Source organism: Sporomusa sphaeroides DSM 2875 (assembly GCF_001941975.2).
Lineage (GTDB): Bacteria > Bacillota > Negativicutes > Sporomusales > Sporomusaceae > Sporomusa > Sporomusa sphaeroides.
Genome location: NZ_CP146991.1, coordinates 4,898,150 through 4,912,553, shown reverse-complemented (window position 1 = coordinate 4,912,553; position 14,404 = coordinate 4,898,150). Strand labels below are relative to the sequence as shown.

Annotated in this window: 16 protein-coding genes; all 16 read left to right on the top strand. The window is 49.9% G+C overall.

Going from position 1 to position 14,404, the window contains the following annotated elements; translation table 11 throughout:
• Window positions 1–73 precede the first annotated feature (73 nt).
• Window positions 74–1,105 carry a selenide, water dikinase SelD gene (gene selD, locus SPSPH_RS22860; RefSeq protein ID WP_269147944.1) on the top strand — a complete coding sequence of 344 codons (1,032 nt, stop codon included), beginning with the start codon at window positions 74–76 and terminating at the stop codon, window positions 1,103–1,105.
• Window positions 1,095–1,694, top strand: coding sequence for a sulfurtransferase-like selenium metabolism protein YedF (gene yedF, locus SPSPH_RS22855; protein WP_075756466.1), 600 nt, complete (start codon window positions 1,095–1,097; stop codon window positions 1,692–1,694). The genes selD and yedF overlap by 11 nt, the downstream gene beginning before the upstream one ends.
• A 36-nt stretch (window positions 1,695–1,730) precedes the next feature.
• Entirely contained in the window at window positions 1,731–1,988 is a 258-nt protein-coding gene (locus SPSPH_RS22850; RefSeq protein WP_075756465.1) for a DUF3343 domain-containing protein, read from the top strand.
• A gap of 1 nt (window position 1,989) precedes the next feature.
• Complete coding sequence (locus tag SPSPH_RS22845) at window positions 1,990–2,802, top strand: mechanosensitive ion channel family protein (protein WP_233139048.1); 813 nt, start codon at window positions 1,990–1,992, stop codon at window positions 2,800–2,802.
• 26 nt (window positions 2,803–2,828) lie between these two features.
• Window positions 2,829–3,032 (top strand): DUF951 domain-containing protein, encoded by a 204-nt coding sequence (locus SPSPH_RS22840; RefSeq protein WP_075756463.1) that lies wholly within the window; start codon window positions 2,829–2,831, stop codon window positions 3,030–3,032.
• A 109-nt stretch (window positions 3,033–3,141) separates the two neighbouring features.
• A complete protein-coding gene (gene ychF / locus SPSPH_RS22835) occupies window positions 3,142–4,251 on the top strand; it encodes a redox-regulated ATPase YchF (RefSeq protein WP_075756462.1) in 1,110 nt (369 codons plus the stop codon).
• Between the two features lie 62 nt (window positions 4,252–4,313).
• Complete coding sequence (locus SPSPH_RS22830; RefSeq protein ID WP_075756461.1) at window positions 4,314–5,528, top strand: MFS transporter; 1,215 nt, start codon at window positions 4,314–4,316, stop codon at window positions 5,526–5,528.
• 286 nt (window positions 5,529–5,814) lie between these two features.
• A complete protein-coding gene (gene rpsF, locus SPSPH_RS22825) occupies window positions 5,815–6,099 on the top strand; it encodes a 30S ribosomal protein S6 (RefSeq protein WP_075756460.1) in 285 nt (94 codons plus the stop codon).
• A 26-nt stretch (window positions 6,100–6,125) separates the two neighbouring features.
• The gene (locus SPSPH_RS22820) at window positions 6,126–6,515 is read left to right on the top strand and encodes a single-stranded DNA-binding protein (RefSeq protein WP_075756459.1); all 390 of its coding nucleotides are present in this window, start codon (window positions 6,126–6,128) and stop codon (window positions 6,513–6,515) included.
• 15 nt (window positions 6,516–6,530) lie between these two features.
• Window positions 6,531–6,767: a 30S ribosomal protein S18 gene (gene rpsR, locus SPSPH_RS22815; protein WP_075756458.1), complete on the top strand. Its 237-nt coding sequence runs from the start codon at window positions 6,531–6,533 to the stop codon at window positions 6,765–6,767.
• A 345-nt stretch (window positions 6,768–7,112) separates the two neighbouring features.
• The gene (locus SPSPH_RS22810) at window positions 7,113–7,421 is read left to right on the top strand and encodes a MazG-like family protein (protein ID WP_075756457.1); all 309 of its coding nucleotides are present in this window, start codon (window positions 7,113–7,115) and stop codon (window positions 7,419–7,421) included.
• Between the two features lie 3 nt (window positions 7,422–7,424).
• On the top strand, window positions 7,425–8,384 hold the full coding sequence (locus SPSPH_RS22805; protein ID WP_075756456.1) for a YybS family protein: 960 nt from the start codon (window positions 7,425–7,427) through the stop codon (window positions 8,382–8,384).
• Between the two features lie 14 nt (window positions 8,385–8,398).
• Complete coding sequence (locus SPSPH_RS22800; RefSeq protein WP_075756455.1) at window positions 8,399–10,402, top strand: DHH family phosphoesterase; 2,004 nt, start codon at window positions 8,399–8,401, stop codon at window positions 10,400–10,402.
• Complete coding sequence (gene rplI, locus SPSPH_RS22795) at window positions 10,362–10,808, top strand: 50S ribosomal protein L9 (RefSeq protein WP_075756454.1); 447 nt, start codon at window positions 10,362–10,364, stop codon at window positions 10,806–10,808. Before SPSPH_RS22800 ends, rplI begins: the two co-directional genes overlap by 41 nt.
• Window positions 10,809–10,958: 150 nt before the next feature.
• Window positions 10,959–12,914 carry a Lon family ATP-dependent protease gene (gene lonC / locus SPSPH_RS22790; RefSeq protein ID WP_075756453.1) on the top strand — a complete coding sequence of 652 codons (1,956 nt, stop codon included), beginning with the start codon at window positions 10,959–10,961 and terminating at the stop codon, window positions 12,912–12,914.
• Between the two features lie 79 nt (window positions 12,915–12,993).
• Complete coding sequence (dnaB, locus tag SPSPH_RS22785) at window positions 12,994–14,328, top strand: replicative DNA helicase (RefSeq protein ID WP_075756452.1); 1,335 nt, start codon at window positions 12,994–12,996, stop codon at window positions 14,326–14,328.
• Window positions 14,329–14,404: the final 76 nt, after the last annotated feature.

Below are 14,404 nucleotides of genomic sequence, written 5' to 3'. Positions count from 1 at the left end.
TTATTTATTGGTTTTTTCTATAGCAGCTTAGAATAGTTTAAGGGTATAATATAGGATAGGAAAGGGGGACTTTATTGTGGTGAAACTTACACAGTATACAACACGGGGCGGCTGAGCGGCTAAAGTGGGGCCAGGGGACCTGGCCGGAATATTAAATCAGCTGCCGGTAATGACTAACCCCAACGTGCTTGTTGGCATTACTACGTCAGATGACGCCGGTGTTTATAAATTAAATGAAACAACCGCCTTGGTGCAAACAGTGGATTTTTTTACGCCGATTGTGGACGACCCGTATCTGTTTGGCCAAATTGCGGCAGCCAATAGTTTGAGCGATATTTATGCCATGGGGGCGACACCGTTGACAGCACTGAACCTGGTGGCATTTCCTAACTGCAAACTTCCTGGTGAAGCCTTGCTGGCTATTTTACAAGGCGGCCAGGATAAAGTTGCCGAGGCCGGGGCAGTGATTATCGGGGGCCATACCATTGATGATACTGAGCCCAAATATGGCCTGGCGGTTACGGGGATTACCCATCCTGACAGGATATGGACCAATGCCGGTGCGCAGCCGGGCGATTGTCTGATATTAACGAAAGCGCTGGGAACAGGAATTTTAGCTTCGGCAGCAAGAGCTGATTTGTTTTTACAGGGTGTGGCGGCAGCTACCGCCAGCATGGCTGCACTGAATGCAACGGCAGCCAAAATAGCAGCCGGTTTTAGTGTCCATGCCTGCACCGATATTACCGGGTTTGGACTTATTGGGCATGTGTACGAAATGGCGGCAGGCAGCAAAGTGACAATCCGCCTTGACAGTACGGCATTGCCGTTATTGCCGGAGGCGGCAGAGGCTGCTGCCATGGGATTTGTGCCCGGAGGGGCTTATCAGAACCGGAACTATCTTACGGCCGCAACTTTTGCCGAGAATGTACCGGAACCTATCCGGGACATTTGTTTTGATCCGCAGACCTCTGGCGGACTTTTACTGGCCGTGCCGGCCAGCGAGGCCGGGCCTTTGGTTGCGGCACTTAAGGCCGCAGGCCTGGTGCCGGCTAGTATTATTGGAGAAGTAACTGGAATTGGAGAGGGAGAAGTGCATGTCAGATAGAATTGTTGATTGCCGGGGGCTGGTTTGTCCGCAGCCGGTCATTCATACCAAAAAAGCGGTGGAAGAAACGGTTTCAGGCAAAATTACCATTATTGTAGACAATGAAGTGGCTAAAGCTAATGTTGTTAAATTTGCGTCTGCCCATGCACTGGGGGTCGCGGTCGAAGCCAAAGACGGAAACTACTATATCAGCATGATCAAGGGGACAGGCCAGCAGCCGCAAGCAGTCGCAAGCCTGCTTGCGGCCGCTGAGGCCGGCGGCCAGGTGTACCTGATTACCCAAAATACCTTAGGTCAGGGTTCGCCGGAACTGGGGGCCGTATTGATGAAGGCCTTCATGACGACACTGCTGGAGATCAAACCGCAGCCGGCTGCACTTTTGTTCATCAATAGCGGTATCAAGCTGACCATACAGGATTCGCCGGTGCTTGAACAACTCCGGACTTTGGCCGGGCGGGGCGTAAGCCTTCTGTCCTGCGGTACCTGCCTGGATTATTATCAGCACAAATCCGACCTGGCAATCGGTGAAATTACGAATATGTATACCATACTTGAGACCATTTCCACTAATAAAACGGTGACTTTATAAGCAGGTGATTTTATTACAAGCCAGCACTATGACCGGTTGATTTCCTTTGATTCGGTACATCAGGCCATTAAGGCGGAGACGCTTTTAAGCCGGCAAGGCATTCCTGTTTATGCCTTGCCCACGCCGCGCGAGATTGATATTAGCTGCGGTCAGTGCCTGCTGTTTATGGCAGGATGGCAAGAAGAGCTTATCCGCCTCTTTGCTCAGACCAATGTGCGTTGGTCAAAATTATTTAGCCGGACAGCGGCAGGCAGTGCCGTTATTTATGAACAAATAACCGAATATGGAGGTTAGCGTGGAACAGCTGTTGACACCTGATTTTTGGCTAAACGCGACGGTAAGCCTTATCCGCGCGGTGATTATTCTCTGCGGGGGATACCTGCTGCTGCGGATTACCAATATGCTGGTTGACCAGTTTTTTGTACCCAGACCGGGAGCGACAATGTATATAGATGAAAAACGGGCCAGGACACTCAGCAGTCTCCTGCGCAGCGTAGTTCGCTATATTATTTATTTTATTGTGGGCATGATGGTTTTACGGGAGTTTAAGGTCGATACCACTTCGGTATTAGCCGGTGCCAGTATTATCGGCTTAGCGGTGGGCTTTGGCGCGCAAAGCCTTGTTAAAGATTTTATGACCGGATTTTTTATTATTTTGGAAGACCAGTATGGGGTAGGCGACTATGTGGTACTGGGTGATATGGCCGGAACAGTTGAGGAAATGGGCTTTCGCGTTACCAAGCTGCGGGACGGCAACGGCATTCTGCATATTATTCCCAATGGTTCGGTGCTCAGAGTCAGCAACCATACCAGAGGACAAATGCTGGCAACGGTGAATGTGCCGGTTTCCTACGAGGCCGACCTTGACCAGGTATTTGCTCTCCTGGAGGAGGTCTGCACTACTATCGGTGATACTGTACCAGAGGTGCTGGACGGCCCCAGGGTAGTCGGGGTGGTTGACTTTAAACCCGGTGAAGTGGTTATCCGGATAACGGCCAAATCGATGCCCTTGCAGCAGACGAAAGTGGAAACGGCGTTGCGCCGCCTGGTAAGGGAGAAGTTTGCCGCCGCCAGAATTCCGCCGCCGCAGCTTAAGATCAGCGTATAGGTCGCTAGGGGATACGGGAGGTTACTATGAGTCAGGAAAGATATAATTATAAAGTTGGCGAAATTGTAAAAATGAAGAAAGCTCATCCCTGTGGCGGTGACCGCTGGGAGATCACCCGCACCGGCATTGATTTCGGGCTTAAATGCCTGCAGTGCGGCCGGCAGGTTATGATTCCCCGGCCCAAGTTTGAAAAAGGGGTAAAAACGGTTATTTCCGGCCCGCAGGCGTAATAGTATTTCTCTACTTGAAATTACACCGTCAGTATCTTACAATAGGGTAATAGCAAAGTAAACATTCAGGCTGTACCCTGTAACCAGCCTTAAAGGTGGAGTAGCATTTATGAGTACTAACTTAGAAGTAGGTATCGTGGGCCTGCCGAATGTCGGCAAAAGCACACTGTTTAACGCCATTACCAAGGCCGGAGCCGAGGCGGCCAATTATCCCTTTTGTACGATCGAACCCAATGTTGGTGTTGTTGATGTACCTGATGACCGTCTGTGGAAACTGACGGAGATGTATAAGCCGAAACAACGGACAATACCTGCTGCCATGCGGTTTGTTGATATTGCCGGCTTGGTGGCCGGGGCGGCCCAGGGGGAGGGACTTGGCAATAAGTTTTTGTCCCATATCCGTCAGGTAGATGCGGTCGCACAGGTGGTGCGCTGTTTTACTGATGAAAACATTACCCATGTGGCCGGTGGTCTTGATCCCATCAGAGATATTGAAATCATCAATACCGAACTGTGTCTTGCCGATTTGGAAACGGTGGAAAAGCGCATAGAACGGCTGCAGAAACTGTTGAAAAGCGGCGATAAAAAGGCGCCGGCCGAGCTGGAAGTCCTTAAGCAGGTGCAGCAGGCACTTTCAGACGGGCAGCCTGCCCGCCGTGTTGTTCAAAATGAAGAAACCGCAGCCTTACTGCGCGATTTATTCTTATTGACCTTAAAGCCTACATTGTTTGTTGCCAATGTCAGCGAGCAGGAGGCGGCAGATGCCAGTGCCAATCCGCATGTCGCCAAAGTGTGCGAATACGCTGCACGTGAGGGTGCGGAAGTGATTGTTGTATCAGCCAAAGTAGAATCCGAGATTGCCGAACTGGACGCTGAGGAGTCCCGCGAGTTCCTGGCAGATTTAGGGCTGGAGGAATCCGGACTGGATAAGCTCATTCGTGCCAGCTTTACCCTGCTGGGACTGATGACCTTTTTTACCGCAGGTGAGCAGGAAGTACGGGCCTGGACCATTGTGCGGGGTACCAAAGCGCCACAGGCTGCCGGCAAGATCCACAGCGATATTGAACGTGGCTTTATCCGGGCCGAAATTGTTTCCTATAATGACTTAATGGCTGCCGGGTCGCATGGTGCCGCCAAGGAAAAAGGGCTGGTGCGCCTGGAAGGCAAAGAGTACATTATGCAGGATGGCGATGTAACCTATTTTAGATTTAATGTGTAATTAGGCTGCTGGAGGGTGAACGGTTTTTGGGCCGTTCTTTTCCTTTTAAGGAGGGAATTGTAATGGAAAAGGAGTTCAGAAAATCTACGGTTTTTCAGGTATCCTTATTAGGAACAGGGCACTTTTTCAGTGACTTTTATGCCAACTTCTTACCGGCGTTACTGCCTGTTGTTATGATTAAGCTGGGCTTGTCACTCACGCTGAGCGGCATGCTGGTCATGGCTTATTCGGTATTATCCAGTGTGCTTCAGCCGGTTTCCGGCTATATTATTGACAAGTATGGCTATTCCTGGCTAATTCTGGTTACAACCCCGGTAAGCGCGATATTTATCTGTCTGGCCGGGTTGGCTGACAGTAAGCTTGTGCTTTTTCTCTTAGTCGGTTTGGCCGGCTTGGGTTCTTCGATTTTTCATCCCCTGGCTGCCAGCCTGATGGGCAAGGTAGTTACTGCGGAAACCAAGGGCACGGCAATGTCGGTCTTTGTCTTTGGTGGCAATGCCGGTTTTGCCATAGCGCCTGCTATTATTATGTATTGCCTTACTGTATGGGGGACGGCCAGTCTGTTATGGTTAATTATTCCCGGCATTATCTTTACGGCAGCGTCTTATTTCGCCGGCTTGCACAAGGTGGATATCAGTCCGGCAGTCCGCCGGGAGCAAAATACTGCCGTTGCTGTGGCGGCAGCACCCTGGCATAAGTCGCGCGACCTGCTGCTGTTAAATGTTGTTACAGCCCTTAGATCGTGGATGCAAGTGGCCTTGCTCACGTTTCTGCCGCTGCTCTTAGTTCGGGCCGGGCAACCATCGGCAGTTGCCGCCACTATGGTCACCGTGCTGCTGCTGGGGGCTGCGGGCGGCTCGCTGGTCGGCGGCTGGGTGGGTGACAGGATTGGCCGTAAGGCCGGCGTTATTGGTTCTATGGCCCTGTGTCTGCCTGTTACTTATCTATTTTTAATTGATATCAGTCCGTCGCCGATGAGTTATTTGTTACTGGCAGTCAGCGGCGCTTTATTGCAAAGCACGGCACCGACTTCGGTTGTCTGGGCACAGGAGCTTATTCCCGGCAATGCAGCCATGGCATCAGGCATGATGCTGGGGCTGGCATTCGGCCTGGGCGGCGTGGGCGCGGCCATAACCGGCGCTCTGGGAGACAGGATCGGTTTGGAGGCCGCGTTGATGTGGTCACTGCTTTCGCTGGCAGCTGCCGCCGTATTGGCTGTCGCCATTTCAGAGCCGGGCCGGAAACAGGCCGAGAGAGTTGCCGAGCAATCGTTATAATAAGTATACCTAGGACTGGCGCGGGCGCCAGTCATGCAACGCTGCGCGCTGGCGCTTAACCTCCGCTTATGCACAACGGCCGCCCACGCCTCAATAGTATAAGAACTGTTTCTAAAAGATTTTCATGGGTTGCCATGAAAATCTTTGCTTTTTCCTTGCATTTGGCGGACAACTAATGCTATAATAGTTTAGTCGCAAAAGTACATATTGTGACATGGTTTTGTTATTCAAAACCTTCCCTGCTCCCGTCTGTGGGGGCCAATAGTCCAAAGGAGGAGGTGATTTCGTGAGAAAATACGAAGTCGTGATTATTAGTAAAGTTGGTGACGAAGAGGTTCTTAACGCCACCATCGCTAAGTTCGAAAACATCATTAAGAACACTGGCGGCAATGTCGACAAAGTGGATCGCTGGGGCAAAAAGCGCCTGGCTTATGAAGTAAAAGACGTCATGGAAGGGTACTATACCCTGATTAACTTCACTGCTGAGCCAGCTACCGTATTTGAGCTGGAGCGTGTACTCAAAATTACTGACGATGTTCTTAAGCACATGGTTATTAAGTTGGAAGACTAATGTTTTAGCCGGGGGTATGAGGAATTATGAATAAAGTCATCCTTCTCGGTCGTTTGACGCGAGATCCTGAGGTGAGATATACACAGAGCGGTAAAGCAGTGGCATCTTTTTCTATTGCAGTTAACCGTTTTGCCGGTGGCCAAGAGCAAGCGGATTTCATTCCGATTGTAGCTTGGGAGAAGCTGGCCGAGACTTGTGGCAATAACCTTACCAAAGGTCGGCGGGTTCTGGTGGAGGGCAGGCTCTCAGTTCGCTCATATGAAGCTAATGATGGCCAAAAACGCCGTGTTACCGAAGTGGTAGCACAGAATGTTGAATATCTGGACAGCAGACAGACATCCGGCACTGAGGCCGGGAATATAGATATAAATTCGTTCGGCAAAGATGTCTTCCCTGAAGAGGAAATACCGTTTTAAAAGGGGGGTAAATGAATGGCTATAAAACGCGAAAGAGGTCGCAAACCTAAGAAAAAAGTTTGTAGCTTCTGTGTTGATAAAGTAACCGATATTGATTATAAGGATGTTCCGAAATTGCGCCGGTACACCACCGAGCGTGGCAAAATTCTGCCGCGCCGCATTTCCGGTAACTGCGCCAAACATCAACGCCAACTGACCTTGGCTGTTAAGCGGGCGCGTAATATCGCTCTGCTGCCGTTTACAGCAGAATAAGATTGATAAAGGGCAAGAATGTCTGCCATGGCAGACTTCTTGCCCTTTTTATGTCTAACAGCTGGTATAGTTTTGTGTGCCGGCACAAAACCCGGCTGCTGAGTTTAGCCGGGCTTGCACAATTATATAGCCAGGCAGTAATAATTTGTTAATTGCTTGCATAAAATGTTACTAATATAAATGGATAAGACTGTCTGGCAGGGAGTTTTAATTTGCCAACACGGAACTTTACCAGCGAACCGCCCTGGCCAGTGCCAGGGTTTCATACTATTTTCCTAAATAGAAAAGCAGGAAATAGGCCGGCCTCTTTCGAATATAAACAGGATGGAGTAAGGAGGCGGTTTAGTGTTTTCACAGGAATCGGATATCTTGCGTAAACTTAGGCTGATCGAAGGCCTTAAAGCCGATCTTCTGACCGAAGTGGGTAAACTATACCAGGCAATGGCCCGCAATAAGCGGGAAGCCATTGGTGAAGCGCTGGCCCAGATTATTATTTCAGCCTTTGTTTTAGGACGGCGGCTGGGTATTGATTACCCGCAAATGGATGAGCTTATAAATAACAGGCTTGGAACCAATATAAACCAGGAGCCTGAAATCGAACGTTGGTTTGGAGATATGAGCGAATATCGCCGACATCTTCGCCAGAAGAGGTGAAATATGCAAAAAAGTCCGGTTAGGCCGGTGGTTGAAGGCGGCATACTTACCGCAGTGGCTATAATTTTTGCTCTTATCAGTACGTATGTGCCGATACTGGGTGCTTTTGTCAATTTAATTTGGCCGGTCCCGATTGTATTACTGGGAGTGCGGCATGGCTATAGGCGGAGTATTATGGCTGTCGTCGCGGCAGGGATCATTATTTCCATGCTTATGCACCCGCTTAGTGCCATCTCGGTGGTGGTAGGTTTTGGACTGATTGGTATTGCCTTGGGTTATGCAATTAAAGAAGGGTTTTCCCCGGCAAAAACCGTTTTGCTTGGTGCGGTTGCTTCCTTGGTTTCTAAAGCTGCCGTTTTGGCGCTTACCGCTGTTATTATGGGCTTTAATCCCCTTAACTTTCAGACCGAGGCTATGGCTCACGGTCTGGAGCAGGCGATAGCGTTTTACCGGGAGATGGGGATGAAAGCGGAAGATTTGGCGCAAATGGAAGCCGCTATGGGCCCCATGCTGGAGCTTGTGAAGGTTATTCTGCCTGCCGGCTTTGTCCTCGCAGCCTTTCTTGACACCTTCCTGAATTATCAGGTGGCTAAAGCCGTACTTGCCAAGCTGGGGCAAAGGATTGAGCCCTTTCCCCTGTTTCGTCACTGGACAATGCCGCGTATTACGGTATATGCGCTGGCGGTGGCGCTGGTATCCATTTACTGGGGTCAGACCCGGGAAATTGAGCTTTTGTATCAGGTGGGCATGAATCTTCAGGTTATTACCACTATGGTGCTTTTTGTTCAGGGAATGGCTTTGTTTTACTTCCTTGCCGATAAATACAATTTGTCAAGAATCGTCAAGGGGCTTATAATATTCTTGATATTTTCTAACGGGTTTATCATGCAGGGACTGATTCTCGCCGGTGCCTTTGATCTCATTTTCGACTATCGTCAACTGCGTGCTCCGCATATGGAGTAACAGGAGGAAAGCATATGCCTCAAGGACCATCGTTTTGGTTTGACACCCGTATTTATTTAGCAGTGATGGCAGCCTTTTTAGTGATTATCAGTTATTATAACCATTATGCGGCCATTCTTGGCGCTATTTTGCTCTATGCTCTCTATTTATATGGGCGGGAACGCTATACTATGCGGCAAAAAGAAGTGAATAATTATCTGGAAACTGTAGGGCGCAGTGTGGATAATGCGGCAGTCCAGGCGTTTACCAATTTACCGCTGGCAATAGTAATTGTTGACCAGCAGGGTATTATTTACTGGCGCAATGAACTGCTGAGCGAATGGGTTACCGAGTCGGTTGAACCGGGGGAATCGTTAGCAGCCATTTGGCCTGCCCTGCCGTTAGAAAAAATGACAGGCAAAGACGGACAGCTTAAATTTGAAGCCGGGCAGCAGCATTACGACATTGTCCACAGGGCTGTTGACCATGAGCTTACGGTTTTTTATATATCGGATGTTACCGGTTTGGAGTCTTACCGGGCATCCTGCTGCCAGATTCAGACCGTACTTGCCTATATTCAAATTGATAATTATGATGATGCCTTAACCGGCTTGAATGAAAGCCAGCGTACGACTATCCTGGGTGAGGTCAACCGCATGCTGGCAGAGTGGATGACAGAGCTGGACGGACATATAAAAAAATACAGTGAAGACACCTATATTGCTGTTTTAAATCGTTTAGCCCTTGATCGTCTGATGACTGATGATAAATTTGAGATTTTGGACCGCATTCGCGCCATTCAGGCAGGCAATAAAATCCCGGTAACGCTAAGCATTGGTGCCGCCACCGGCGAAATCTCAATTGCGGAACTGGGACAGCGGGCTCAGGCCGGGCTGGATCTGGCGTTAAGCCGCGGCGGTGATCAAGCAGCGGTGAATATTAGCAGCAAAGTTCAGTTTTTTGGCGGTAAAGCCAAGGCGGTTGAGAAAAATACCAGGGTGAAAGCCCGGATTGTGGCGCAAGCTATCAGAGAGCTCATCGACCAGGCGGACAGTATTGTGATTATGGGGCATGCCGGTGAAGATTTTGACAGCCTGGGAGCAGCCTTTGGGGTAGCCAAAATGGTGCGCCATATGGGCAAGCAAGTCCATATTGTTGTCAGTCAGCCGGGGATGGCTATGGATAAGCTGTCAGAGCTGCTGCTGGACTATGAAGAATTCCGGGACCTCTTTATATCGCCGATGCAGGCGGCCTTCCTGGGCAATTCCAAAACACTGGTGTTTGTTGTTGACACCCACCGGCCGGAGCTGGTGGCGGCACCGGATGTACTGGCCAGGGCCGAACGGACGGTTATTATTGACCATCATCGCCGGGCTGAGACCATTATTCCCAATACGCTGCTGGTGTATCTTGAACCTTCGGCTTCGTCCACCAGTGAACTGGTAACAGAGCTATTAGGTTACTTTGACGAAAAAATTGAACTAAACCGCCTGGAAGCTTCGGCACTCTATGCGGGGATTGTGGTGGATACCAAGAATTTTGCGGTTCAGACAGGGGTGCGTACCTTCGAAGCGGCTTCTTATCTGCGCCGGGCAGGTGCTGATCCTACACTGGTGCGCCACTTATTCCGCGTCGATTTCCAGACAATGAAAAACCGGGCGGCAATCATTGATAATACCGAGATGCCGTACGAGGGTGTAGTTATCGCCGTCTGTCCGGCTGATGTCAAAAATCCTCAGGTGGCGGCGGCGCAGACGGCAGATATGCTGCTGAATATTGAAGGTGTGCGGGTGAGCTTTGTTCTGTTTGAGGTTGAAGAGGGTGTTGCTATCAGCGCCAGATCGCATGGCGATATTAACGTCCAGGTGATCATGGAGCAATTAGATGGCGGCGGTCATCAATCGGTAGCCGGTGCTAAAGTAAAAGATGCCAGCATTGATGAAGTGAAAGCAAGAATTATTGATATAGTAGATAGTTACATAAAGGAGAGTGCAATACATGAAAGTAATTCTGCAGCAAGAAGTGAAAAAACTCGGTAAGAAGGGCGACATCATTGAAGTTTCTGAGGGTTATGCCCGCAACTATCTTTTACCGCAAAAACTGGCCATTGCGGCCACTGCCAATAATGTGAATAATGCTAATCTGCAAAAGGCAGCCGAGGAGCGCAAAAAAGAGCGCGCTCTGGATGAAGCCAAGCTGCTGGCCGCACAGATGGCCAAAATTGTTGTCACCATCCCGGTCAAAATGGGAGAGGGCGGCCGCCTGTTTGGCTCGGTAACGGCCAAGGACATTGCCGAGGCTGTGGCCCAGGAGCACAAACTTGATCTGGATAAGCGTAAAATTGAGCTTAAAGATGCCATCAAGTCTCTGGGGACATTTACCGTACCCATAAAGCTTCATCCTGAGGTAAGCACCGAAATCCAGGTAATCATTAAAGCCGATTAAATCCAGAGCGAATGGATAGGCAGTGACGGTTTCGCGCTGCCCGCACTCGCAATGTATACGTGGTTTACCCCAAACGGTCATTGCGAAAGCTGTGCGCCAATTGCGTTTTTGCTTTTTGTTTCTAACCCTTACTATTAGAAAGGTATAATTATGAAAGATTTTTTTAACAAACTAGTACGTAGTGGCAACGTCGACCGCGCTGTCAGCAGCGGTCATGGCAACCAGGAAGATCAGCTCAAACGCCAGGTAGCCGCCTTGTACGGTTTGTACACCGGTGTTCTGGGCGCAGAAAAGGTGGTGCTCAAAGCAGGCAAACTGGGAGCGCTGGAACTTATGCGATCAAACAGCCTGCCGGAACGGGTGCTGGCGCTGCAGAAGCTGGTGTTTGAAGATCCGACAATTGATAAATTACCGTCTGTGGGTGAAATTCCGGAGCTGCTTAGTGAAATCGAAGATGAGCTGGCAGACCTGTGTGCCCGCCGTACAGTAGAAGACCGTATTGAAAAGAAAATTGCCGAAAAGATGGAAGAACGCCATCAGGAATATGTCCAGGAAATCCGTACCCAGGTTATCAAGGAAGAAGCCCCGGCCAATGCCGAGAACCCGCAGACTCTCAAGAAATATGCCCTTTTGGAAAAACTGGAGACCCGCAAATTAACCCGTTCGGCGATGGAGCTGTTGCGTCCGGCCACGCTTGACGAAATCATTGGGCAGGAGCGGGCGGTGGAGGCGCTTAAGGCCAAACTTGCCTCTCCCTATCCCCAGCATCTGATTCTTTACGGACCGCCTGGAGTGGGTAAAACCACAGCCGCCCGGCTGGTACTGGAAGCAGCCAAGCAAATTAAAAAGACACCTTTTACCCCGGATGCTCCGTTTATTGAAGTCGATGGGACTACTTTGCGCTGGGACCCCCGCGATGTCACCAATCCGCTCTTAGGCTCGGTGCATGACCCCATTTATCAGGGAGCACGCCGGGATTTAGCCGACAGTGGTGTGCCGGAGCCGAAACCGGGTTTGGCTACAGATGCCCATGGCGGCATTCTGTTTATTGATGAAATTGGCGAGATGGACCCGATGCTGCAAAATAAGCTGTTGAAGGTTCTGGAAGATAAACGGGTGTTTTTTGATTCGGCGTACTATGATCCTTCTGATAATAATGTACCTAAGTATATTAAAAAGCTGTTTGAAGAAGGGGCGCCGGCCGACTTTATCCTCATTGGCGCTACCACCCGTGATGCCGGCGATGTCATGCCTGCCGTACGGTCGCGTTGTGCTGAGATATATTTTGAACCGTTGACACCCAAGCATATTGAGGAAATTGTCTATAATGCGGCAGTCAAGCTGGAGGTTGTCATTGAGCCGGAAGTGCCGCAGCTGATTAGCGATTATACCATCGAAGGCCGGAAAGCTGTCAACATCTTGTCAGATGCCTACAGCATGGCGCTTATGCGGGTGGGTGAGACCCAAGAGCCGGTTACCATTACCCGGGAGGATGTGTACCGGGTGGCTCAGGTCAGCCGGTTGTCGCCGTATGTTAACCGTAAGGCAGCAGCTACCCTGGAAGTGGGGAAAGTGTTTGGCTTGGGGGTAAGCGGCTACCTTGGTTCTGTCCTGGAAATTGAAGCAGTAGCTTTTCCGTCAGAAAAGGGTAAAGGCAGTATTCGCTTTAATGACACTGCCGGCAGCATGGCCAAGGACTCGGTATTTAACGCCGCGGCTGTTGTCAGGAAAATTACCGGCCAGGATTTAGCCAGCTTTGATTTGCATATAAACATTATCGGCGGTGGCCGGATTGACGGCCCGTCAGCCGGTACGGCGATTCTTTCAGCCATTATTTCCGCCATAAACGGTAAACCTATCCGTCAGGATGTAGCCATTACCGGTGAAATTTCTATCCAAGGCCGGGTGAAAGCCGTTGGCGGTGTTTTTGAAAAGGCTTATGGTGCCAAACAAGCCGGTATTACCACAATGGTTATTCCTGAGGAAAATAAGTCAGACATTCCGGAAAGTCATCTGGGCCTGGATATTCGTCCTGTTGCCACCGTCGAGGAAGCGTTGGCAATTCTGTTTGCGGAAAGTCAGGAAGCCAGTGCTGAGTTAGCTTAGAGATGAAATTGCCGCGCTTACCCGGGTTTTCTGTGCGATAATCCCGGCAGGCGCGGCATTTTAAGCGAGGAGAGTTTACATGATTGACCGCGTTCCCCCCCAAAACGTTGAAGCTGAGCAAGCGGTACTGGGCGCTATGATGATTGAACGCGAGGCTATTTCCAAGGTATCGGAAGTTATCCGGCCGGAGGATTTTTATCGTGAGGCCCACCGGTTGATCTTTAATGCCATGATGGAATTATTCAATAAGAATGAAGCTGTCGATCTGGTAACCGTAGTTGAAGTATTGCGCCGGGACGAAAAGCTTGAGGGTGCCGGTGGGATTGCTTATGTATCGGCACTGGCCAACAGTGTGCCGACAGCCGCCAATGTGATGTACCATGCCCGGATTGTGGAGGAAAAAGCCTTATTGCGTCAACTGATCAATACCGCGACCCATGTGGCCGGTATGGGCTATGAAGCCAATGAAGAAGTAGCCGTAATTATGGACAAAGCCGAGAAATTGATTCTTGAAGTATCCAACCGCAAGGCCGGCCAGGAATTTGCTTCGATTAAAAATATCATTTTTGACGTATTTGACAAAGTATCGGAGCTATATTCCTCCAAGGGCGGGATTACGGGGCTGCCAACCGGGTTTAAAGACCTCGACAAGCTGACATCAGGCCTCCAGCCCTCTGATCTTATCCTGATTGCAGCCCGTCCCAGTATGGGTAAAACAGCGTTTGTCCTTAATATTGCCCAGAATATTGCCGTCAAGGAAAAGAAAGCGGTGGCTTTTTTCAGTCTGGAGATGTCCAAAGAGCAGCTGGTGCAGCGGATGCTGTGCGCCGAGGCTCCGATTGACGCGCAACGCCTTAGAATCGGCGAATTGGAAAACAATGACTGGGACAAGCTGGTACGGGCTGCCGACCGGCTGGCGGCGGCACCGATTTTTATTGATGATACCGCCGGTATTACGGTGATGGAGATGCGTTCCAAGGCCCGCCGCCTCAAAATTGAACATGATTTACAGCTGATTATCATTGACTATCTTCAGCTCATGCAGGGCGGCACCGGCAGCTCCCGCAGCGAAAACCGCCAGCAGGAGATTTCCGAAATTTCCCGTTCCTTGAAAGCCCTGGCCCGTGAGCTTAAAGTGCCTGTTATCGCTTTATCCCAGCTCAGCCGGGGTGTCGAATCCCGTCAGGTCAAAAAACCCATGCTTAGTGACCTTAGAGAATCAGGTTCACTTGAGCAGGATGCCGACATTGTTGCCTTTATTTACCGGGAAGATTATTATGAGCCGGAAACCGAACGGAAGAATATTACCGATATTATTGTTGCCAAACACCGTAACGGACCTGTTGACAGCGTCCAGCTGTTCTTTCATAAACAATTTACAAAGTTTAGCGATTTATCGAGAATATCAGGGTGAGGTTAGAGAATTTTGCCGCAAGCAATACAAAAATAGAGAAGGCTATCGCCTTCTCTATTTTTTTGTCCTAACAGAA